Source organism: Bradyrhizobium sp. HKCCYLRH3097, assembly GCF_051167875.1.
Taxonomy (GTDB): domain Bacteria; phylum Pseudomonadota; class Alphaproteobacteria; order Rhizobiales; family Xanthobacteraceae; genus Bradyrhizobium.
Genome location: NZ_JBNPTX010000001.1, coordinates 688,275 through 709,415, shown reverse-complemented (window position 1 = coordinate 709,415; position 21,141 = coordinate 688,275). Strand labels below are relative to the sequence as shown.

At 65.9% G+C, this 21,141-nt stretch carries 17 protein-coding genes; 4 read left to right on the top strand and 13 right to left on the bottom strand.

All coding sequences use genetic code 11. The annotated features are described in order from the left end of the window. Positions 1–112 precede the first annotated feature (112 nt). Positions 113–1,252: an FAD-dependent monooxygenase gene (locus ACQR0U_RS03205; RefSeq protein ID WP_434842590.1), complete on the top strand. Its 1,140-nt coding sequence runs from the start codon at positions 113–115 to the stop codon at positions 1,250–1,252. Then, the gene (locus ACQR0U_RS03200; RefSeq protein WP_316174498.1) at positions 1,249–2,862 is read left to right on the top strand and encodes a benzoate-CoA ligase family protein; all 1,614 of its coding nucleotides are present in this window, start codon (positions 1,249–1,251) and stop codon (positions 2,860–2,862) included. The genes ACQR0U_RS03205 and ACQR0U_RS03200 overlap by 4 nt, the downstream gene beginning before the upstream one ends. Before the next feature lie 38 nt (positions 2,863–2,900). On the opposite strand, the gene ACQR0U_RS03195 is transcribed toward ACQR0U_RS03200, so the two are convergent. Continuing rightward, positions 2,901–3,410, bottom strand: a complete 510-nt coding sequence (locus ACQR0U_RS03195; protein WP_315825490.1) for a MarR family winged helix-turn-helix transcriptional regulator — start codon at positions 3,408–3,410, stop codon at positions 2,901–2,903. Further along, positions 3,400–4,032, bottom strand: coding sequence for a maleylacetoacetate isomerase (gene maiA / locus ACQR0U_RS03190; RefSeq protein ID WP_315752324.1), 633 nt, complete (start codon positions 4,030–4,032; stop codon positions 3,400–3,402). The genes ACQR0U_RS03195 and maiA overlap by 11 nt, the downstream gene beginning before the upstream one ends. Before the next feature lie 102 nt (positions 4,033–4,134). Here maiA and gtdA point away from each other — a divergent pair, with 102 nt between their 5' ends. Next, on the top strand, positions 4,135–5,172 hold the full coding sequence (gtdA, locus tag ACQR0U_RS03185; RefSeq protein WP_316174497.1) for a gentisate 1,2-dioxygenase: 1,038 nt from the start codon (positions 4,135–4,137) through the stop codon (positions 5,170–5,172). Between the two features lie 10 nt (positions 5,173–5,182). On the opposite strand, the gene ACQR0U_RS03180 is transcribed toward gtdA, so the two are convergent. The 9 genes from ACQR0U_RS03180 to ACQR0U_RS03140 all read right to left on the bottom strand — a co-directional run bounded on the left by ACQR0U_RS03180 (position 5,183) and on the right by ACQR0U_RS03140 (position 16,022). Further along, positions 5,183–6,010 carry an ABC transporter permease gene (locus tag ACQR0U_RS03180; RefSeq protein ID WP_316193293.1) on the bottom strand — a complete coding sequence of 276 codons (828 nt, stop codon included), beginning with the start codon at positions 6,008–6,010 and terminating at the stop codon, positions 5,183–5,185. Next, on the bottom strand, positions 6,003–6,776 hold the full coding sequence (locus tag ACQR0U_RS03175) for an ABC transporter ATP-binding protein (protein ID WP_434842589.1): 774 nt from the start codon (positions 6,774–6,776) through the stop codon (positions 6,003–6,005). Before ACQR0U_RS03175 ends, ACQR0U_RS03180 begins: the two co-directional genes overlap by 8 nt. A gap of 42 nt (positions 6,777–6,818) precedes the next feature. Then, on the bottom strand, positions 6,819–7,820 hold the full coding sequence (locus ACQR0U_RS03170; protein WP_434842588.1) for an ABC transporter substrate-binding protein: 1,002 nt from the start codon (positions 7,818–7,820) through the stop codon (positions 6,819–6,821). 482 nt (positions 7,821–8,302) lie between these two features. Further along, positions 8,303–8,785, bottom strand: coding sequence for a hypothetical protein (locus ACQR0U_RS03165; RefSeq protein WP_315715276.1), 483 nt, complete (start codon positions 8,783–8,785; stop codon positions 8,303–8,305). A gap of 108 nt (positions 8,786–8,893) precedes the next feature. After that, positions 8,894–9,586: an alpha/beta hydrolase family protein gene (locus ACQR0U_RS03160; protein WP_315715275.1), complete on the bottom strand. Its 693-nt coding sequence runs from the start codon at positions 9,584–9,586 to the stop codon at positions 8,894–8,896. A 58-nt stretch (positions 9,587–9,644) separates the two neighbouring features. Beyond that, a complete protein-coding gene (locus ACQR0U_RS03155; RefSeq protein ID WP_316174639.1) occupies positions 9,645–11,660 on the bottom strand; it encodes a methyl-accepting chemotaxis protein in 2,016 nt (671 codons plus the stop codon). A gap of 35 nt (positions 11,661–11,695) precedes the next feature. After that, entirely contained in the window at positions 11,696–12,589 is an 894-nt protein-coding gene (locus tag ACQR0U_RS03150) for a TRAP transporter substrate-binding protein (protein ID WP_316174495.1), read from the bottom strand. Positions 12,590–12,914: 325 nt separating this feature from the next. After that, entirely contained in the window at positions 12,915–13,559 is a 645-nt protein-coding gene (locus ACQR0U_RS03145; protein ID WP_316174494.1) for an NAD(P)H-binding protein, read from the bottom strand. 150 nt (positions 13,560–13,709) lie between these two features. Beyond that, positions 13,710–16,022: a Tex family protein gene (locus ACQR0U_RS03140; protein WP_315752276.1), complete on the bottom strand. Its 2,313-nt coding sequence runs from the start codon at positions 16,020–16,022 to the stop codon at positions 13,710–13,712. A 196-nt stretch (positions 16,023–16,218) separates the two neighbouring features. On the opposite strand from ACQR0U_RS03140, the gene ACQR0U_RS03135 reads away from it, so the two are divergent. Next, a complete protein-coding gene (locus ACQR0U_RS03135) occupies positions 16,219–18,279 on the top strand; it encodes an ATP-dependent helicase (protein WP_315825498.1) in 2,061 nt (686 codons plus the stop codon). Positions 18,280–18,571: 292 nt separating this feature from the next. Here the strand turns inward: ACQR0U_RS03135 and ACQR0U_RS03130 are convergent, their stop codons facing one another. Next, positions 18,572–19,531: a fatty acid desaturase family protein gene (locus tag ACQR0U_RS03130; RefSeq protein WP_316174492.1), complete on the bottom strand. Its 960-nt coding sequence runs from the start codon at positions 19,529–19,531 to the stop codon at positions 18,572–18,574. A gap of 14 nt (positions 19,532–19,545) precedes the next feature. Then, the gene (locus ACQR0U_RS03125) at positions 19,546–20,577 is read right to left on the bottom strand and encodes an alpha/beta fold hydrolase (RefSeq protein ID WP_434842587.1); all 1,032 of its coding nucleotides are present in this window, start codon (positions 20,575–20,577) and stop codon (positions 19,546–19,548) included. Positions 20,578–21,141: the final 564 nt, after the last annotated feature.

Sequence of the window (21,141 nt, the reverse complement as noted above, 5' to 3'; positions counted from 1 at the left end):
CCTGCGGCCGGCGACCCGATCTCCAGCAATAAGATTTCCCTGGCCTCGATCGAGATGAGGGATTAGTCTCCGATCCAAAATAAACAGTATACTGTCAATGTGGAGGACGCCCTTGCGCATCGCCGTGCTCGGCGGCGGCCCTGGCGGGCTGTATTTCGCCTATCTCTGGAAGAAGCGGCACCCCGCCGCCGTGGTCGATCTGTTCGAGCAGAACCCGGCCGGGGCGACCTGGGGCTTTGGCGTCGTGTTCTCCGATCAGGCGCTCGAATTCCTGCGCGCCGACGATCCCGACACCGTGGACGCGATCGCGCCGCACATGGAGAGCTGGCGCAACATCACGCTCAATCTTCGCGGCGAGACTGTCGAGATCGACGGCGTCGGCTTTTCCGCGATCGGCCGGCTCGAGCTGTTGAAGCTGCTGCAGGCCCGCGCCGAGACCGTCGGCGTCGTCGCCCGCTACGGCACGACCATCCAGTCGCTGGACCAGCTCGCAGGCTACGACCTCATCGTCGCTGCCGACGGGCTGAACTCGCTGGTTCGCCGCAGCTTCGAAGGCGATTTCGGCTTCTCCGTCTCCTACTCCAGCAACAAGTTCGCATGGTACGGCACGTCGAAGACCTTTGCCACGCTGTCGCAGACCTTCGTCGCGACCGACCGCGGCAGCTTCAACGCGCACCATTATCGCTATTCGCCGGACATGAGCACGTTCCTGGTGGAATGCGATCGCGCCACGTGGCACGCCCATGGCTTCGCCGAGATGTCGGTCGATGAATCCCGGCGCGTCTGCGAGCAGGTGTTCGCCGCCACGCTCGACGGTCACGCGCTGGTCTCCAACCGATCGGTATGGCGCAATTTCCCCTGGGTCTGGAATGAGCACTGGTGGCACCGGAACATGGTGCTGATCGGCGACGCGCTGCATACGGCGCACTTCTCGATCGGCTCCGGGACGCGGCTGGCGATCGAGGACGCGATCGCGCTCGCCAAGGCGCTCGATGCCGAGACCAGCCTCTCGGACGGCCTCGCCCGCTATCAGGCCGAGCGCCAGCCGATCGTGAAGAAGCTGGTGACGGCGGCCCGGACCAGCAGCGACTGGTATGAGTCCTTCCCGGCTCACATGACGCTCAGCCTGTTGGATTTTGCCTACAGCTACATCACCCGGTCCGGGCGCATCGATGATACCAGGCTGCGCGCGATGGCTCCGCGGTTCATGGCCCGCTACGAGGCATCTCGGAACACGGGAGCACGCGCATGACGAGAGAGATCGCCGACCAGGTTCCGCGCGACAGCGCCGGCGCGCGCGAGATCGGCTTCGCAATTCCCGCCCGCTACAATGCCAGCCGCGTGCTGTTCGACAACCTCGCCAAGGGCAACGCCAACAAGACTGCGCTGATCGGTCCGGCCGGCCAGCGCAGCTATGCCGAGCTGTGTGCCGACGCCTGCCGTTGGGGCAACGGCTTCACCGCGCTCGGGCTCAGCCGCGGCGACCGGGTCCTGCTGTTCCTCGACGATACACCGGCCTATCCGGCCGCGTTCTTCGGCGCAGTGCGCGCCGGCTTCGTGCCGCTGCTGATCAACACATTGACGCCGCCGGATCTGCTGCAATTCTATCTCGCTGATTCCGGCGCCAAGATCGCGGTCGCCGACGCCGAGTTTGCCGCACGGTTCGACGCACAGGCCTGCGCCGAGACCGCGCTGCGCACACTGGTCGTCGTCAATGGCGAGGCGCCGGCCACCGCCGTCGCAACGACGGTCGCGGTCGATGCGTGGCTGCCCAACTTCACCGATCAGTTGGCGGAGGCCGACACCCACCGCGACGAGATGGCATTCTGGATGTATTCGTCCGGCTCGACCGGACGCCCCAAGGGCATCGTCCATCTGCAGCACGACATGGCCTATAGCGAGCAGGCGTTCGCCCGCAACGTGCTGCGGCTCAAGCCGGACGACATCTGCTTCTCGGTGCCCAAGATCTTCTTCGCCTACGGCTTCGGCAATGCGATCACCTTTCCATTCTCGGCCGGAGCGACGACGCTGCTGCTGCCCGGCCAGCCGAAACCCGCCGCCATCTTCGATGCGATCGGCCGCTTCCGACCGACCGTGTTCTTCGGCCTGCCGACGCTCTACACCGCGCTCACCAAGGCCGAGCGTGCGAAGCAGGCCGACGTCTCGTCACTGCGGCTCGCGGTTTCCGCGGCCGAGGTGCTCTCGGCCGAGGTCTTCAACGGCTGGAAGAGCCTGACCGGCTTGGAGATCGTCGAAGGTCTCGGCTCGACCGAGGTTCTCCACGTCTATCTCTCGAACCGCGAGGACCGCAAGAAGCTCGGCGCCGCCGGACTGCGCGTTCCCGGCTACGAGATCGCGCTGCGCGACGGCGAAGGACGCGAGGTCGCCAACGGCGAAGAGGGCATTCTGTGGGTACGCGGCGACTCCAATACGCCGCTCTACTGGAACCGTCCGGACAAGACCGCGGAGACGATCCGCGATGGCGGCTGGATCTACACCGGCGACCGTTTCGTGCGCGATGCCGACGGCTTCCATTTCTTTCGCGGCCGCGCCGACGACCTGGTCAAGATCTCCGGCCAATGGGTCTATCCGCTCGAGGTCGAGCTCTGCCTCGCCGAGCATCCCGATATCAGAGAATGCGCCGTGTTTGCGCACGAGCTGCCGGATCGTCGCATGAGCCTGAAGGCCGTGGTGGTCACCAACGGCGGATCCCCCGACCAAATCCCGACCGTCAAGGCGCTGCAGGACTACGTGAAGGCGAAACTGCTGCCCTACAAATATCCGCGCGAGATCGTCTTCATCGACGAATTGCCGAAGACGGGCACCGGCAAGATCGATCGTCAGGCGGTGATGCGGCTGTGAGCCTACGCCTTGCGCCCGACAACCGCGGAGTTCCGCGATCAGCCGGTCTTGCCGAGATGCTCCAGCGCATCCTCGGCGCGCAGCGGCACCCGCGACACCTCGTTGTTGAGATCGACGAGCTGCGCCAGCAAAGCCATCAGCATCTTGCGATCCGCGGCCTTCAGCGGCGCCAGCATGCGTGCCTGGGCGCGATCGACCGCCGGCATGATCGCACGGAGCAGTGCTCCGCCCGCCCTGGTCAGATAAAGCAGCTTGACGCGCTTGTCCTCGGCCGACGGCCTGCGCTCGATATGGCCCTTGCTCTCCAGCCGCTCGATCACGCTGCCGAGCGTCGAACGGTCGAAGGCGATCACCGCCGACAGCCTGGTGGCATCGATGCCCGGATGCGTCTGGATCGCGACCAGCGCTGCATATTGCACCGGCGTCAGGTCGAACTCGCGGCACTCCTCGACGAAGATGGACACGGCAATCTGCTGCATCCGCCGGAACAGATAGCCCGGCTTGGTGTAGACTGCGTCCATGGTGATGTCGGGCGGCCTACTCGGCATCGGGCTGACGCTCCGGAGCAGCAGCGGCGAAGGCCGGCAGCGCCTTCGCCGCGGCTTCGGCCTGCAGCAGGCGCGGAAACGCTGCGACATCGACGCCGAAGCGGCGTGCATTGCCGAGCTGCGGCACCAGGCAGAGATCGGCCAAGGTTGGCGCCGCACCGAAACAGAATGGGCCAGGCTCATGCTTGATCAGCGCTTCGCAGGCAGCGAGCCCCTCGCGGTTGGCCCAGCCGGCCCAGGCCGTGACCTTGTCCTCGGGCAGGCCGAGCTCCCGGAGCCGCGCCAACACCTTCAGGTTCTGCACCGGATGGGTGTCGCAGGCGAGCACCTGCGCGAAGGCGCGGACCTGGGCGCGTCGCAACGGATCCTTCGGCAGCAGCGGCGGCTCGGGATGAGTCTCGTCGAGCCATTCGATGATCGCAAGCGACTGGATCAACGTGGCGCCGCTGTCGTCCTCGAGCGCCGGGACCAAACCCTGCGGGTTGAGCGCGAGATAGGCGGGCGCGCGCTGCTCGCCCTTGCGGAGGTGATGCGGCAGATGCTCGGCCGTGAGACCCTTGAGGTTGAGCGCGATCCTGACGCGATAGGATGCGCTGCTGCGGAAATAGCCGTGCAGCTTCATCATGGCAGTCCTCCCGATGCGACAGCTCTGGTTGTATTTGACGGTAATCAAATTGGCAGTATACTGTCAATCAAGAACGACATCTGATCATGGGAGGCGCGCATGGCCGCGGTTTCGACACCGGAGCGCGAGGCGTTCTACAAGAAGATCGACGGTGAAAACATGACGGCGCTGTGGACCGTGATGAGCGATCTCATCACGCCCGAGCCGAAGAGCGCCTGCCGCCCGCATCTGTGGCAGTTCGCGGCGATCCGCGACTACATGGTCGAGGCCGGGCGGCTGATCACGGCGAAGGAAGCCGAGCGGCGCGTGCTGATCCTGGAGAATCCGGGACTGCGCGGGCAGTCCAAGATCACTACATCGCTCTATGCCGGCGTTCAGATGGTGATCCCAGGCGATGTTGCGCCCGCCCATCGGCACAGCCAGTCGGCATTGCGCTTTGTGCTGGAAGGAAAGGGAGCCTTCACGACCGTCGAGGGCGAGCGCACCCTGATGGAGCCGGGCGACTTCATCATCACCCCGTCGATGACTTGGCACGATCACGGCAATGAGACCACCGAGCCGATGTTCTGGCTCGACGGCCTCGACATTCCCCTGGTGCAGTTTCTCGACGCGTCGTTCGCGCAAGGCGCGCAGGAGGACCAGCAGAAGGTCGCGCGCCCCGCGGGCGACAGCTTCGCCCGCTACGGCCACAATCTGCTGCCGGTCGATGCGAAGCGCAAATCCAGGACATCGCCGATCTTCAACTATCCCTACGCCTATACGCGCGAGGCGCTGGAGAACGCGAAGCGGAGCGAGGAATGGGACGCCTGCCACGGGCTGAAGCTGAAATTCTCCAACCCGGAGACCGGTGATTTCGCGATGCCGACGATCGGCACCTTCATCCAGCTGCTGCCGAAGGGCTTCAAGACTGCGCGCTATCGCTCGACCGACGCGACCGTGTTCACCGCGATCGAAGGCAGGGGCCGCAGCCGCATCGGCGACCATACCTTCGAATGGGGCCCGCGCGACCTGTTCGTCGTTCCGAGCTGGCAATGGGTCAGCCATGAGCCGGACGAGGATGCGGTCCTGTTCTCGTTCTCGGATCGCCCGGTGCAGGAGAAGCTCGACTTGTTCCGGGAAGACCGCGGCAACGCCTGACACCGCCGGATCAGCGCCAGCGCAGGAGCTGCGCTTCGAGCATGCTGATCAGCCGGCCGACGGCGAGACCGAACAGCGACAGGATCAGGATCCCCGCCATCAGCTGATCGGTCTGCATCAGATTGCCGGCCTGCAGCACGAAGGTGCCGATGCCGGTCTCGGCGCCGATCATCTCCGCCGAAACCACGAGCATCAGCGCGACCGACGCGGTGATGCGGAAACCGGCGAGGATCGACGGCAGCGCGCCGGGCCAGATCACGCGGCGGACGATGGTCGGGAATGGCACGTTGAAGCTCTGCGCCATGCGGATCAGGTTGCGCGGCACCGCATCGACGCCGCTATAGACTGAGATCGTGGTCGAGAAGAACACGCCCAGCGCGATCGTCGCGATCTTCGGCTGCTCGCCGATGCCGAGCCAAAGAATCAGCAGCGGCAGCACGGCGATCTTCGGAATCGGAAACAGCGCAGAGACGAAAGTGATGCCGATGCTGCGCGCAATGCGCCAGAGGCCGATCGCGAAGCCGACGACGATGCCGGTGGCCGTGCCGAGCGCCCAGCCGGATACGATGCGCACGAACGATGCCGAGACATGCTGCCAGAGCGCGCCGCTTTCGGCCAATCGATACAGGGTGCGCAGGATCATCAGCGGCGCCGGCAGGAACAAGGGATTGACCAGCCCGAGGCTACCGATCAATTGCCACAGGCCGAGAGCCGCCGCGAGCGCGAGCCAGCCGGCCCATCGGCTTGCGGCCGGCGTGAAGCCGCCGCCCCGGAACGGCACTTTCCGGCTCTGCTTGCCGACGACCTCAGGCAGTTCGGCCGGGGAGCGTTCAAGCATTCTGAACCTCGCGCTCGGCATCGATTGCCTCGGTCCGGATCAGCCCCCAGAGCTCGTTCTGCAGGTCCAGCAGTTGCGTGCGTACTCCGGCATCGCCGCGGCTGCGCCGCGTCGCCGGGACGCTGACGACCTTCCGGATGCGGCCGGGACGACGCGACAGCACGACGATGCGGTCGGCGAGCCGCACGGCCTCCTCGAGATTATGCGTGACATAGACCGCGCCCATGGTGCCGTCGGCGAGCAGATCGACGAAGTCCTCCATCAGCAGCTCGCGGGTCTGCGAGTCCAGCGCCGACAACGGCTCATCCATCAGCAGGATCGCCGGGCGGACCGCCAGCGCCCGGGCAATCCCGACCCGCTGGCGCATGCCGCCCGACAACTGCTTGGGATAGACGGTCCGGAAGTCTGCTAGGCCGGTTCGCCGCAACGCATCGTCGACGGCGGCGGCGCGCTGCTGCGTCGACAGGGATGTATGGAGGAGCGGAAAGGCAACATTGTCGGCGACGCTTGCCCACGGCAGCAGCGCGAAGTCCTGGAACACGAACGTCAGGGGATTGAGGCTGCCGGGCGGCGGAGCTCCGCGCAGCACCGCCTGTCCCTTGCTTGGCTGCAACAACCCTCCGAGGATCGCCAGCAGCGTGCTCTTGCCGCAGCCGGACGGCCCAACGAGGGCGACCACCTCGCCGGCTCCGACCGTGAACGACACGCGGTCGAGCACATCGAGCGCGTCGAAACGGTGGCTGATGGTCTCGGCAATCAGGTCCATATCAGGCGATCCCGCTGCAGGCCCGCGCTGCGCCTGCCTTCATCAATCCGGCTTCACGAAGTCTTTGGCGATGATCGCGGCCGCATCATAGCCCTGGTCCGCGAACCCCTGAGCCTGCAGCCATTTGATCTGGCTGTCGATGTTCTTCACATCGAGCTTGCCGTCGGGATCGATATAGGCGCAATTGCCCACGACCTGCTCGACCGGCAGGTTCGTGTACTTGCCGATGATCTCGAGCAACGGCTTGGTCTTGTCGCCGATGGCGGCGGTGCCGTCCTTGACCGAGGCGAGCACGACATCATGATACTCGCGCTCGGCGCGCTGAAGCGACGCCAGCAGCTTGCCGACCAGCGCCGTGTTGGCCAAGATTTTCGGCCCCGCGAACACGCCGCTGACCTGCCACGGCGTCTCGTCGCCGACCCAGCCAAGATGCTTGACGGCGCCCTCCTCCATCAGCTTGCGCGCCACCGAAACCGGCATCAGCGCCGCGTCGACGGTTTCCCCTTTGATGGCCGCCGACATGTTGGACATCGACTGCAGCGGCACGATCTTCACGTCGGCGAGCTTGAAGCCATATTTATCGGCCAGCAGCCCCACCGAATAGTGAAAGCTCGACCCGACCTGGGTCATCGCCACGCGTTTGCCGGCAATGTCCTTCGGCGTCCTGAGACCTGCCTCATAGGCCTTGTTGCTGGCAAAGTAGCCAATCAGCGGAAAGCCCGGGCGGTCACGGCTCATGCCGGCGATGATCTTCAACGCGCCCTTGCCTGCGAGGTTATACAGTCCTGCGGTGAAGGCGGTCACCCCGACGTCGACGTCGCCGGTGGCCGTCGCCACGGCGATCGGTTGCGCTGCATCGAAAAACTTCAGCTCGACGTCCAGTCCAGCTTCGCGGAAGTAGCCTTTGTCCAACGCGATGAACACTGGCGCGGACGAGGACAGCCGGAGAACGCCGATCCGGAGCTTGGCGTCGTCGGCCAGCGCGGTGCTGATCGATACGAGGCTCCAGAGCAGCCCCAGGACGACGCCAACGTATCGGAACATCACACTCTCCAAGATCTGGCGACCCGCACACCCGGCCTCACCCACGACGCCGACTTGTTGCAATATTTCGCGCTTGATGTCGCGCCAAATTTTCGGGAGTCGGGAGATCGCAGCCTCAGAGGCGGGGCGTCTTTCTCCAAGCCGCCTCCGTCCATCACTGGAACGCGTATTGAGCTAAACGCCCTTGCAATCGGCGGTCCGGTCCTTTGCCGCGACCGTGAGCTTCCTGCAGGGGCCGTGAAACGTCTCGATCCCCTTCAATCCGTCCTCTACACGGACCGACATGGCCGGCAGGCTCGCCGCGCCGAGGGCCAGCAGCCAAACGGATGAAGCTGTCTTTCTCATCGCGATCTTCTGACAAAGTGGATATTGCCGAGCGGGCCGGATTTGCCGCGTGGACTGTACGATGGCGAGTGACGACCGGCGACGCCGCGACGAGCTCTCCTGCTGGCCCATCCTGCTTGTGCGCAGGGGTCACGGCCTCAGAAGGTCTGCATCACCGGCTTCTCGCCATTGGACAGAAATAGCCCTTCAAAACGGCCGATCTCGCTGTCGGCTGTGCATTCGAGTAGGTCGGGTCCCTTGAATGGATTGCCGTGGCGGCATTGCCCCTTGGCCGTCACCTTGTTGATCGTCTTGCGACTTTGGCCAATGATCATCATGTCGACCGGCGTGACGAACTTGTCAGGCCCGGGTTGCTCTTGCAGATCGCCGCGGTTCGAGAACGTGACCACGCTGCCGTCGAGCAAGGTGAAGTAGAAGCCGGTGCGCTGATCGTCATAGTCGGTATTGAGCAGCGCGCCCTTGCATTCCGAGCTGCGATCCTTTCCCGCGACGATCAGCTTCTGGCAGGTTCCCTTCACGACCACCATGCCGGTCAGCCTGGCATCGGCGAGCGATGGAGCTGCAGAGATCATCAGCACGCCAAGCGCGCACACCGATAGCGCCACCACTGCTGACTTCATCGAACCCCCTCCCTACCTTTCAATATGACTATTGCCTCAACCTCCGGTGACAGAAAAGTTCTGTTTTTGTTCTCATGCCATTTTTCTCCGAAGGAGGCGCTCGGCGCGTCAGCCGGCACACGCTTCGAGAGTCTCCAGCCACGCCGCAAACGCCTTCGTCAGGTCCTCCATGACGGCCCGATCATTCCGGCCGGAGCGCGCAGGCACGTGGAAGGCGTGGTCGGCCTGATCGATCCAATGCAAGGTCGCACGCGGTCCCAGCCGCTTCACGACGGGCGCGAGCAGCTCCATCTCCGCCAGCTTGTCGCGCGTCCCCTGCAGGAACAGCATCGGGACCTCGATCGCATCGAGATGATCGGCGCGCGCGATGGAGGGCTTGCCGGCGGGGTGAAGCGGAAAGCCGAGAAAGGCGAGCCCGGCTATGCCTGGCAGCGGCGCTGCACTCTGCGCCTGCGACGTCATGCGCGCCCCGAACGACTTGCCGCCCGCTACGAGCGGCAGCCCCGGACAGAGCCGCGCGGCCTCCGCCGCGGCAGCCCGCACCGCGGCGTGAGCGAGCGCGGGCGGATCAGGGCGCTTGCTGCCCTTCTCCATATAGGGAAACTGGAAGCGGAGCGTCGCGATGCCGCGCGCGGCAAGGCTTGCGGCCGCTTGGTTCATGAAGACGTGGGTCATGCCGGCGCCCGCGCCATGGGCGAACACGAAACAGGCGCGCGGCCGCGGCGGGGCCATGAACAGCGCGGACACGATGTCCGCGCCGTCGACGGGAAACGCAAGGGAACGCGGCTGGTGCTCGGTCATGCGCCAGAGTGTGAGCCTGCGTCCCCTGCGTCAACTCCACTCGCCACCGGTTTGCGGCTCACGCCGCCGTTCGGATCGTCTGCAGGAAGTCGGCGACATTGCTCTTCAGCGAAGCGGCCTGCTGCTGCAGCGCCGCGGCCGCCGCCAGCGCAGCTTCAGCGCCGGCATCGGTCTGCCCGGCCACGTTGCGCACGTCGCCGATCTCCTGCGTGACCGCCGCCGTACCGCTGGCCGCCTGCTCGACGTTGCGTGCAATCTCGCTGGTCGCCGCTCCCTGCTGCTCCACCGCGGCGGCGATCGCATTGGAGATCTCGGCAATCTCCCGCACGGTCGTGCCGAACTGGGCGATCGCGCCGACCGTCTCCTGCGTCGCGCTCTGGATGGTCGCGATCTGGCTCGAGATCTGCTCCGTCGCCTGCGCGGTCTGCGACGCCAGGTTCTTCACTTCGCTCGCGACGATCGCAAATCCGCGGCCGGCCTCGCCGGCGCGCGCCGCCTCGATGGTGGCGTTGAGCGCCAGCAGGTTGGTCTGGCTCGCGATCGCCTGGATCAGCTGCACGATGGTGCCGATCCTCTCCGCCGCGCTGGACAGCCCGTCGATCAGCTCGGATGTCCGCTGCGTCTCGTGCGTCGCCCGGGTCGACACCGTGACCGAGCGCTGGACCTGGGAGGAGATCTCCCTGATCGAGGCCGCGAGCTCCTGGGTCGCCGAGGCCACGGTCTGCACATTGACGGAGGCCTGCTCGGCCCGGCTGGCGACCGCTTCCGCAAGGCCACGGCCGCGTTCGGCGACGCGCGCCAGCTCGCTGGCGCTCTCGCCCATCTCGGTCGCACGCCCGCCGACGCCGGTGATGACACCCTGCATGCCCTGCTCGAATCGACCAGCCAGATCGGACATCATGCGGGCGCGCTCGGCCTCCGCAGCTTCACGCTGTGCCGCAGCCTCCTGCTCCATGCGGCGCACGGCAAGCGCGTTGTCACGGAAAATCTCCACGGCGCGCGCCATCCGGCCGATCTCGTCGCGCTGCTCGCCGCCGGGAATCGGCTGATCCAATTCGCCGGCCGCCAGCGACTGCATGCGGTCGGTCATGCCGCGGATCGGGGTCGACACGCTGGCGCCGATCAGCCAGGCCAGCACCGCTCCGAATATCACCGCTGCGGCTGCGGTCACGATCACGGTCTGCTTGGTATCTTCGACCGCGACGCCGGTCCTCGCGGCCTGCTCTGCACGCGCGGTACCAAGCTGCCGGTTGATCTGGCTGACCTGGGTATCGATCGAGGCACTCGCCTTGGCGAGCTCCGCCTGCTTGGCGCGCAGGTCAGCGGCCACCTTGATCACCTCCTCGAGCGCGGCGGCATCCGCCGTGAGAGCCTCTTTCAGCGCAGCAACCAGCGCCTTCAGCTTGGCATCATCGACACCCGCGATCTCGGCCTCCGTATCGGCAATCGCGAGCTTCGCATAGACGAAGGTGAGCCTGGCATCGTCGGCATCGCCATTCGATAACGTGTTGGCATAGCGCATCACCGCGATGCGAACCGCGTCGACGACGCTGGCCAGACGTAACGGATTCATCAGCGGCTCGCTGCCCGCACGATTGGCAAGGGCAACCTGGATGCCGCCCATGTTGATGCCGGCAACGGCGCCCAATGCGTCGGTCTTGGTCGTCGCCGCCCGCAGGCGGTCCACGGCCTCGGCCGCGGCAGCGAACGATGAGCGGTAGGCCGCCAGCGCGCTCCGTACCGGCCCAACGCCGTCAGCCAGCACCTTCAGGCTGCCGGACTGCTTCTCGACCTGATCGGCGAGACCGCCGACGGCGTCGATGGCCTTGCTGGCCGCATCCTTGTCACCGACGTTCCAGGTCCGGACGAATCTCTCGACCGCGCCGTTGGCGCCGAGCAGCGCGGCACGCACCTGCGACATGCCGGCGTCCCCGGCCGCGCTGGTAACGAGTTCATCCACGGTGCCGCCGATGCGGCCGACCTGGACCATGGCGAAGCCGCCGAGCAACACCAGGAAGCTCAGGATTAGGGCGAAGCCGCCGAAGATGCGCGGGCGGACGCCGATCCAAGACATCAGAGAAGACAATTTCATCGATTTGCCCGGCTGTTTCACGGAGTGGACCTGATGGTGGCGAGCAGCTCCTTGCCGAAGCGCTTCTCGAAGTCGGCATCGAGCGGCCTGACCGCATCGACGAAAGTCTTGCGGTCGAACGTCTCGATCACCTCCATGCCGGTCTTGCGCAACTCATCGAGCTTCTGCGCATCGAGCTGGGCCTGCCAGGTGACCTCCGCAGCCGCCTTGGCGGCGGCAACCAGCGCATCTCGATCCGCCGCATCGAGATGGTCGAACATCGCGCGGTTGGCGACGAAGGCGATCGGCGCGAAGAAATGCCCGGTGAGCGTCAGATATTTCTGCACCTCGTCGAAGCGATTGGCCGCGATGGTGGCAACCGGATTTTCCTGGCCGTCGAGCCGACCGTCCTTGAGCGCGGCATAGACCAGCGGGAAATCCATCGGCATCACGTCGGCGCCGAGCGCCTTGAAGGTCATCTGGTAGACCGGATTGGGGATCACGCGGATCTTGAGGCCCTTGACGTCATCGACGGTACGGACCGGACGCTTCGAGTTGGTGAGATTGCGAAAGCCCTGCTTGCCCAGCGCCAGCAGCACCAGTCCCTTGTCGGCGAACTTGGCGCCGATCGCGGCGGCGACCGGCCCTTGCGCCACCGCCTTGGCATGCGCGGTGTCACGGAACAGGAACGGGATGTCGAAGACGCCGAGCTCGGGGACGACCGCGCTGGCGATGCCGCCGGACACCACGGCCACGTCCACCGCGCCGCTCCGGGTCGCAGCCAGCACCGCCGCCTCGCTGCCGAATGCGTTGCCCGCACGCTCATCAATGATGAGCCGCTTGCCGGCCAACGCCTGCAGCTTCACGCGAAATTCGTCCGACCCGACCTGCTGCGGGTTCTGAATCTGCGAGTTGTAGACCAGCGACACCATTCGCGGAGACGCCGTCGCCGCTTGGGATCCGAGCAGGGTTCCCACCAATGCCAAGAAACAAAACTCAAGCAGCTGTCTGCGCATAAAACACCGGGCTGTTTTTCCTCGATGCACAACTAACAGCGAGATATGGTTAAGATGTTAAGATGCGATTCCCGTCTTGCCCGCTCCAGCCATTCACTCGCTGATAGTCGCATGCGAGAGAGCCGTAAAACTACGGAGCGCCGTCGACCAGTCGATCCGGGCCTGAGGCGCGGCGCGATATCAGATTTCGATTTACCGTAAATAGCGAGACCGGGCCGCTACGCAAGAGCGGCAGGCTCGATCATCGGCGCATGGCCCCTGACAGCATCACTCGCTTGCCGGCAACCGTAGGAACAGCCATCAGCAGGGCGTTGGCGACGTCCGCCGCCGCGATGGGCTTGTAGTTCGCCGGGATCAGGAAGCCGATGATGTTGTGCAGCCTGTTGCCCCATTCCTCGCCCGGACGACTCGGCTGTCCGAGCTCCGCCCGCGGGCCGACCAGCAGCGAAGGCCGCGCGATCACCAGTCCCTCGAAGGGCAACGCGGTCAGATCGTCCTCGAGCTCGCCTTTCACCCGGCTATAGAAGACGGGCGAGCTGCTGTCGGCGCCCATCGCGCTGACCAGACCAACGCGCCTGGTGCCGCTCGCGAGCGCGGCCTTGGCGACGGCGAGGTTGGCGTCGTGATCGATGGCGCGGAAGGCGGCCTGGCTTCCGGCCACCTTGATCGTGGTCCCGAGAGCCAGATAAAGCTCGTCGGCCGGCGGCAGGGACGGCAGCGCGGTGAAATCCACCACATGCGCCGTCAGCTTGGACGAATGGTCAGTCGGCGCGCGGCGGCCGACGACATGCACATGATCCACGGCCGGGTCGGCAAGCAGACCGCGAAGCAGCTCCCGTCCCACCAGCCCAGTCGCGCCGGCAATGATCACGGTCCGGTTCGTCATGCGCGGTCCCCACTCACAACTCGCCGCCCAAGGTAAGCCTGGCCGCGGAGATAGGGAAGACCGCAACGACACGACGCCGAATGCCATGGCGCCGCAGATATGACGCCGCAGACGAGACATTCCCTCCGCGGCGCCTCGTCACCATTCGCCTCAGGCGCCCTTGCGCCGCTCTGCGGCCTTGGCCATCGCCGCGGCGAACGCGCCGCCGCCAGACGGCTTCTCCTCACGCGAGGTCATGCGCCCCGCGGGCGGCCGTGCGCTGGTCCGCTTCTCGCCCTTGGCCGGCAGCGGATCGGACAGCCGAAGCGTCAGCGAGATGCGGTTGCGCGGCACATCGACGTCGAGCACCTTGACCTTCACGACCTGCCCCGGCTTCACCACCTCGCGCGGATCGTTGATGCGCTTCTCGGACATCGCCGAGATGTGGATCAGGCCGTCCTGGTGCACGCCGATATCGGCGAAGGCGCCGAAGGCCGCGACGTTGGTGATGGTCGCCTCCAGGATCATGCCGGGCTTGAGATGGGTGATCTTCTCGACGCCCTCCTGGAAGGTCGCGGTCTTGAACTCCGGACGCGGATCGCGGCCGGGCTTCTCCAGCTCCTTGATGATGTCGGTCACGGTCGGGACGCCGAAGCGCTCGTCGGCGAATTTCGCCGGATTGAGCGTCTTCAAGGTTTTGGTGTCGCCGATCAGCACCTTGATGTCGCTCTTGGTCGTCTCGAGAATCTTCTTCACGACCGGATAGGATTCCGGGTGGACGCCAGAGGCATCGAGCGGGTTGTCGCCATCGCGGATGCGCAGGAAGCCGGCGCACTGCTCGAACGCCTTCGGTCCGAGCCGCGGCACCTCCTTGAGCTTGTCGCGGGTCGGGAACGGACCGTTGGCATCGCGATGCGCGACGATGTTCTGAGCCAGGCTCTCGCCGATGCCCGACACCCGCGCCAGCAACGGCGCCGAGGCGGTGTTGAGATCGACGCCGACGGCATTCACGCAGTCCTCGACGGTGGCATCGAGCGCACGGGCGAGCTCATACTGGTTGAGGTCGTGCTGATACTGGCCGACGCCGATCGAGGCCGGCGGCACCTTGACGAGTTCGCCGAGCGGATCCTGCAGGCGGCGCGCGATCGAGACGGCGCCGCGGATCGAGACGTCGAGATTGGGGAATTCCTTCGCAGCGAACTCCGAGGCCGAATAGACCGACGCGCCGGCTTCCGACACGATCGCCTTGGTCAGCTTGAGATCCGGCTTCAGCTTCATCAAATCGTTGACGAGCTTCTCGGTCTCGCGCGACGCTGTGCCGTTGCCGATCGCGACGAGATCGATGCCGTGCTTCACGCAGAGCTGCGCCAGGGTCAGCATGCTCTCGTTCCACTGCCGCTGCGGCTCGTGCGGATAGATCGTGGCGTGATCGACGAACTTTCCGGTGCGGTCGATCACCGCGACCTTGACGCCGGTGCGGAAGCCGGGATCGAGCCCGAGCGTGGCGCGGCCGCCGGCCGGCGCGGCAAGCAGCAGATCGCGCAGGTTGGCCGCGAACACGCGCACCGCCTCCTTCTCCGCCTCCTGCCACAGCCGCATGCGGATATCGAGCGCCAGCGAGGTCTTGATGCGGGTGCGCCAGGCCCAGCGCACGGAGTCCGACAGGAACTGATCGGCCGGGCGGCCCTGGCGCGAGATGCCGAAGGTCACCGCGATGCGGTTCTCATACAGCGTCGGGTCCTTCGAATCCTCCGGCTCGCCATCGCCGAAATCGAGCTGCAGCACCTCTTCCTTTTCGCCGCGCAGCATCGCCAGGATGCGGTGCGACGGCAGCTTGGTGAACGGCTCGGAGAAATCGAAGTAGTCGGCGAACTTGGCGCCCTCGGTCTTCTTGCCATGCCGCACGGACGATTTCACCGCGCCGCGGGTCCACATCTCCTCGCGCAGCGAGCCGACGAGATCGGCATGCTCGGCGAAACGTTCGACCAGGATCGCGCGGGCGCCGTCGAGGGCGGCCTTGACGTCCTTGACCGGGTTGTCGCCATCCTTCTTGATGAAGGCCTTGGCCTCGACCTCCGGCGCCTTCATCGGATCACCGATCAGCATGTCGGCGAGCGGCTCGAGCCCGGCTTCCTTCGCGATCTGCGCCTTGGTGCGGCGCTTCTCCTTGAACGGCAGATAGATGTCCTCGAGCCGGGCCTTGGTGTCGGCGGTCGCCAGCGCCAGCTCGATCTCGGGGGTCATCTTGCCCTGCGCCTTGATACTCTCGATGATCGCGGTGCGCCGTGCATCCATCTCGCGCAGATATCGCAGCCGTTCCTCCAGCGTACGCAACTGCGTGTCGTCCAGCATGCCGGTCGCCTCCTTGCGATAGCGCGCGATGAACGGCACGGTCGCGCCGCCGTCGAGCAGGTCGATCGCGGCTTGGACCTGGGCATCCTTGACTGAGAGCTCAGCAGCGATGATGGAGGCAAAATTCGACACGGTGTTCTTCCGAGATTCGTGACGGGGCTGATTGGATAGGAGTGCACGCGCGCCAGCGCAAGCGGCTGGCAGACGCTCTGTGGGCAACCGTGACAAAAAAGACCGGTTGCGAATCATGTAAAACGCTGCCGCGACCGGGCCATCGCGTTGCACATGCGGCGCAAATCACTGATTCTTGCAGGCTGAGGGACGATTCGTGCAGGCCACGGCTGCGACATATCTCGACGATCTCAATCCGGAGCAGCGCCGCGCCGTCGAGCATGGCGGTGCCTGCGCCGCGCCTGGCCCGCCGCTGCTGATCATTGCCGGCGCGGGCTCGGGCAAGACCAACACGCTCGCGCATCGCGTCGCACATCTGCTCGTCAATGGCGCCGATCCGCGCCGTATCCTGTTGATGACGTTCTCGCGCCGCGCGGCGAGCGAGATGAGCCGCAGGGTCGAGCGCATCGCCCGCAAGGTGCTGGGCGGCAAGGCCGAGCCGATCACGGCCGCGCTCACCTGGGCGGGCACGTTTCATGGCCTGGGCGCGCGGATGCTGCGCGACTACGCCGAGCGCGTCGGCCTCGACCCTGTGTTCACGATCCATGATCGCGAGGATTCCGCCGACCTGATGAATCTGGTGCGGCACGAACGCGGCTTGTCCAACACGCAGCGACGCTTCCCGACCAAGGGAACCTGCCTCGCGATCTATTCGCGCTGCGTCAACGCCGACATGCCGCTCGACGAGGCACTGGTGCGGCATTTTCCGTGGTGCGCGGAATGGGCCGGCGAGCTGAAGGGCCTGTTCGCCGCCTATGTCGAAGCCAAGCAGGCCAATGCCGTGCTCGACTACGACGACCTGCTGCTGTACTGGGCGCAGATGATGGCGGACGAAACCATCGCACGCGAGATCGGCGATCGCTTCGACCACGTGCTGGTCGACGAATATCAGGACACGAACCGGCTGCAGTCGCAGATCCTGCTCGGCTTGAAGCCCGACGGCGCGGGACTGACGGTGGTCGGCGACGACGCGCAGTCGATCTACGCCTTCCGCGCCGCCACCGTGCGCAACATCCTGGAATTTCCCGATCAGTTCAGCCCGCGCGCCGACATCATCACGCTGGACCGCAACTACCGCTCGACGCAGCCGATCCTCACGGCGGCCAACGGCGTGATCGGGCTGGCGCGGGAGCGCTTCACCAAGAATTTGTGGACCGACCGCACGAGCCCGCGCAAGCCGCAGCTCGTGACCGTCAGTGACGAGACCGATCAGGCGCGCTACATCGTCGAGCAGGTGCTGGCGAAGCGCGAGGAAGGCATTGTGCTGAAGCAACAGGCCGTGCTGTTCCGCACGTCGTCGCACAGCGGTCCCTTGGAATTCGAGCTCACGCGCCGCAACATCCCGTTCGTGAAGTTCGGCGGGCTGAAGTTCCTCGATGCCGCCCACGTGAAGGACGTGCTGGCCTGCTTGCGCTTCGTGGCCAATCCGCGCGACCGCATCGCCGGCTTCCGCGTGCTGCATCTGATCCCGGGCATCGGCCCGGCGTCGGCGCAGCGTCTGCTCGATGCCGTCAGCGACAGTGCCGATCCGATCGCGCGCCTGTGCGAGCAGTCCGCACCGGCGCGCGCCGGCGATGACTGGACCGCGTTCGTGCGCACGCTGGAGCAGTTGCGCGTCTCGGAATGGCCCGGAGATATCGAGCGCGTCAGGCACTGGTATCAACCGCATCTCGAGCGCGTTCATGAGGATGCGGAGGTGCGAGCCGCCGACCTGCTGCAGCTCGAGCAGATCGCGAGCGGCTATCCGTCGCGCGAGCGCTTCCTCACCGAGCTGACGCTCGACCCGCCCGACGCCACCTCCGATCAGTCCGGCGTGCCTTTGCTCGACGAGGACTATCTGATCCTCTCCACCATCCATTCCGCCAAGGGCATGGAGTGGAATTCCGTGCACGTCCTCAACGTCGTCGACGGCTGCATGCCGTCCGATCTCGGCGCCGGCTCCAGCGCCGAATTGGAGGAGGAGCGCCGGCTGCTCTATGTCGCGATGACCCGCGCCAAGGACGATCTGCATCTCCTGGTGCCGCAGCGGTTCTTCGTCCACGGCCAGCCGGTGCGCGGCGATCGTCATGTCTATGCCTCACGCACGCGGTTCATTCCGGAAGCGCTGGTGCCGCTGTTCGAACGCGCCAGCTGGCCGCGGGCGCAGCCGGGGTCGGCATATGCGCGCTCCGGGCCGCGCATCGATCTCGGCGCGCGGATGCGCGAGCGATGGCGGTGAGCCAGCGTCGCTGCGACCATATCAACACGACGCCAATCACTGCACTTCTCCCACAAGGGGCGTGCCGGGAGGACGCGCACCGGTCGGGCACGATGGCTTGCTGACATCCCTGGCGACGTGGTCGGTCTGCGCCTCCCCCGCTTGCGGGGGAGGTCGCATCGCATCGAGAGATGCGATGCGGGTGGGGGATGCTCTGGAAAGACTGCCGTTGTGGCGCCCCCACCCCAGCCCTCCCCCGCAAGCGGGAGAGGGAGCGCACCGGCCGAGCGGCGATAACTCGGATCCAAACTCATCATGGATGAGACTTCGTTTCCTTCCACTGCGCGCGAAACCACGCCCAGGTCTGCCGCGTCACGGCGACGTATCCCTGCCCGCGATATTTGATCTCGCCGTCGACGATCGCGTGCAGCTTCGGCAGCGCATGGAACGGCACCGCCGGATAGGCATGGTGCTCGACGTGATACGGCATGTTCCAGGCCAGCCAATGCACAAACCGCGTGGTGAGGGTGGTCCGCGTGTTCTGGAAGGCGCTCCTCGCATGATCGCAGCCGGTGTGCTCGGCGTAGAGATAGGGCCGCAGGATGAGTTGTCCGACGAGCAGCGGCAGCACCCAGACCCACAGCAGCAGCGCGCTGTGCAGCACCAGCGAGGCGATGAGCAGCAGTGCATAGCCCGCGACATAGGCGCGCGCCTCCCGCACGACGATCGCCCGGCGGCCCGCGGGGACCCACGGAACCGTCACCTCGCCGGTCACCGCATGCTTCAGCAGCAGCCTGAGACGGCCGGCCACCTGGACCAGGCCGGAATAGGCAATCGCGAGTTGCGTCTCGGAGCGCGGCTTGGGGCCGACGATCAGCTCCGGATCGCGCAGGGGATCCTGGGTGTGGCGGTGATGCTCCCAATGGAACAGGCAGTAATATTCATAAGGCAGTCCGATCAGGAAGCCGGAGAGATAGCCGACCGCGAGGTTGAGCCTGCGGCTGTCGAAGGCGGTCTTGTGTGCGGTCTCGTGCACCGCCATGAACAGGAACGCGATGAGCACGCCCTGCACCGGCAGCAAGGACAGCGCCCACAGCACACCATGCGTCGATGCGATCGCTCCGATCAGCGCACCCACGCCGATGATCGCGCCGTAATGGCTGAGCGTGCGTAGCGCGCCCTGCATGTTGGAGCGCGTGCAGAGCTGCTGCACCACCGGCGGTGTCAGCAGCTTCGGACGGGGCGCGAATTCGTCGGTGGGCACGTCGGTCATGTCGAGCTCGGGTGTCAGCTCTGGAGAAGGGCGGAGACGTTGGCGTTGATGAAATCGCGGTCCGCCGGGATGCGGATCGGATTGCCCGCGCGGTGGCCGTGGATCGAGGGGATCGGCCGCAGCGCCGCGGAGCGGGCGTTCACGAGCTTGGGGAGTTCTCGCTCGTTGTCGCGCCAATCGAAGTAGCGGTCGGTCTGGCCCGGCATCAGCAACATGCGGGCGGTGATCGCGCCGAGCGCCCGATCCAGATCGCCGCCGAACGCCGCGCAGTTGCTGATATCGCCGCCCTGCCAGATCGCGATCTGCGCCAGCAGGTTGTCGGCATCGCGATGCGCGAAGGCCAAGTCCCAGGTGGCGGCGAGATAGTCCTCCTGCGAGCCAAAGCCCTGCTCGCGCCAGACCTCGTCGCGGTAGAACTCGTAGGACATCGCCCAGCCCGCATAGATCCGCCCCATCGCGCGCAGGCCGGCCACCGGCTTCTCGGCGAAGCGGCCGTTGCGAAACGCGGGATCGGCCATCAGCGCCGCCTTCACCGCGTCGAGAAACAGGTGATTGTAGGGCGAGCAGCGCGCGCTGCCGCACACCACCGCCGCACGCTCCACCATGTCCGGATGACAGGCGGCCCAGTGATAGGCCTGCATGCCGCCCATCGACCAGCCATAGACCAGCGCGATCCGGCTGATCCCGAACTGTTCCTCAACGAGCCGGCGCTGCACCGCGACCGCGTCGTGATAGCTGATGGCCGGGAACGGCGCGTCGCCGAACAGCTCGCGCGTATTCGAAGGCGACGACGACAGCCCGTTGCCGAACAGGTTGGGAATGATGATGAAGTAGCTGCTCGGATCGAGCGCGCCGCCGGGCGCGATCAGCCACTCGGTGTCGACATGCTGGGCGCCGAACGAGGTCGGATAGAGGATGACGTTGTCCTTGGCCGCGTTCAGCGTGCCATAGGTCTTGTAGGCGAGCCGCAGCGACGGGAACGTCACGCCCGATTGCAGCACGACGTCGCCCGCCTCGAAGATCTGATAGTCGCTGCCCGCCGCCATGCACGTCATCCCGTGTGATCGATGAACGGAGCCTAGGTGATGCGCGGCCGGGCCACACGCCCATTTTTTAGCATGGCATGACCGCGCAGGAGGCGCGGGCGGCAATCGCATCAGCCGAGGCCATGGGTTCGTACCCTCGCGGCCGCTCAAGCCCGAGCTTTGTCCGGATCGCGTGCCCTCTGAAACGTGAGGGCGCAGGGAAGACCGGGAGCTCGCCGCCCCCATGGCCCGCCTGCGAAAAAAATGCAGGCGGCAGGAACCACAGGTTCGGCTGGAACATCCCGGCCTTCCCTGCGCGATGGTCTTAACAGCTGCTTCGCGCTCTCCCTGGGGACCGGCTGTGTTGCCCCCATCGTCGGCGTGATGCGCTTCCGCACCATCATCCGGCTTGACCTCAGCATCGGGAGGCCAGGACCACGCGACTTGACTGTCCGCATCGGATCGTTCGCCGGCGCGACACCGCGCTGCGACCCGCTACGGCCACCGCATCCCTGCCTCGCGTCTCGTGACGACCGCGCGTACGCCCCTCATCGATGAGGCAGGATGGGCGCAGTAGAGCATACT

Bases quoted from the DNA above. Each gene is read 5' to 3' on its own strand.
- ACQR0U_RS03200 (WP_316174498.1), top strand. From the start codon at position 1,249: ATGACGAGAGAGATCGCCGACCAGGTTCCGCGCGACAGCGCCGGCGCG.
- ACQR0U_RS03195 (WP_315825490.1), bottom strand. From the start codon at position 3,410: ATGCCGAGTAGGCCGCCCGACATCACCATGGACGCAGTCTACACCAAG.
- maiA (WP_315752324.1), bottom strand. From the start codon at position 4,032: ATGAAGCTGCACGGCTATTTCCGCAGCAGCGCATCCTATCGCGTCAGG.
- gtdA (WP_316174497.1), top strand. From the start codon at position 4,135: ATGGCCGCGGTTTCGACACCGGAGCGCGAGGCGTTCTACAAGAAGATC.
- ACQR0U_RS03180 (WP_316193293.1), bottom strand. From the start codon at position 6,010: ATGCTTGAACGCTCCCCGGCCGAACTGCCTGAGGTCGTCGGCAAGCAG.
- ACQR0U_RS03175 (WP_434842589.1), bottom strand. From the start codon at position 6,776: ATGGACCTGATTGCCGAGACCATCAGCCACCGTTTCGACGCGCTCGAT.
- ACQR0U_RS03170 (WP_434842588.1), bottom strand. From the start codon at position 7,820: ATGTTCCGATACGTTGGCGTCGTCCTGGGGCTGCTCTGGAGCCTCGTA.
- ACQR0U_RS03165 (WP_315715276.1), bottom strand. From the start codon at position 8,785: ATGAAGTCAGCAGTGGTGGCGCTATCGGTGTGCGCGCTTGGCGTGCTG.
- ACQR0U_RS03160 (WP_315715275.1), bottom strand. From the start codon at position 9,586: ATGACCGAGCACCAGCCGCGTTCCCTTGCGTTTCCCGTCGACGGCGCG.
- ACQR0U_RS03155 (WP_316174639.1), bottom strand. From the start codon at position 11,660: ATGTCTTGGATCGGCGTCCGCCCGCGCATCTTCGGCGGCTTCGCCCTA.
- ACQR0U_RS03150 (WP_316174495.1), bottom strand. From the start codon at position 12,589: ATGGTGTCGCTGGTCTACAACTCGCAGATTCAGAACCCGCAGCAGGTC.
- ACQR0U_RS03145 (WP_316174494.1), bottom strand. From the start codon at position 13,559: ATGACGAACCGGACCGTGATCATTGCCGGCGCGACTGGGCTGGTGGGA.
- ACQR0U_RS03130 (WP_316174492.1), bottom strand. From the start codon at position 19,531: ATGACCGACGTGCCCACCGACGAATTCGCGCCCCGTCCGAAGCTGCTG.
- ACQR0U_RS03125 (WP_434842587.1), bottom strand. From the start codon at position 20,577: ATGGCGGCGGGCAGCGACTATCAGATCTTCGAGGCGGGCGACGTCGTG.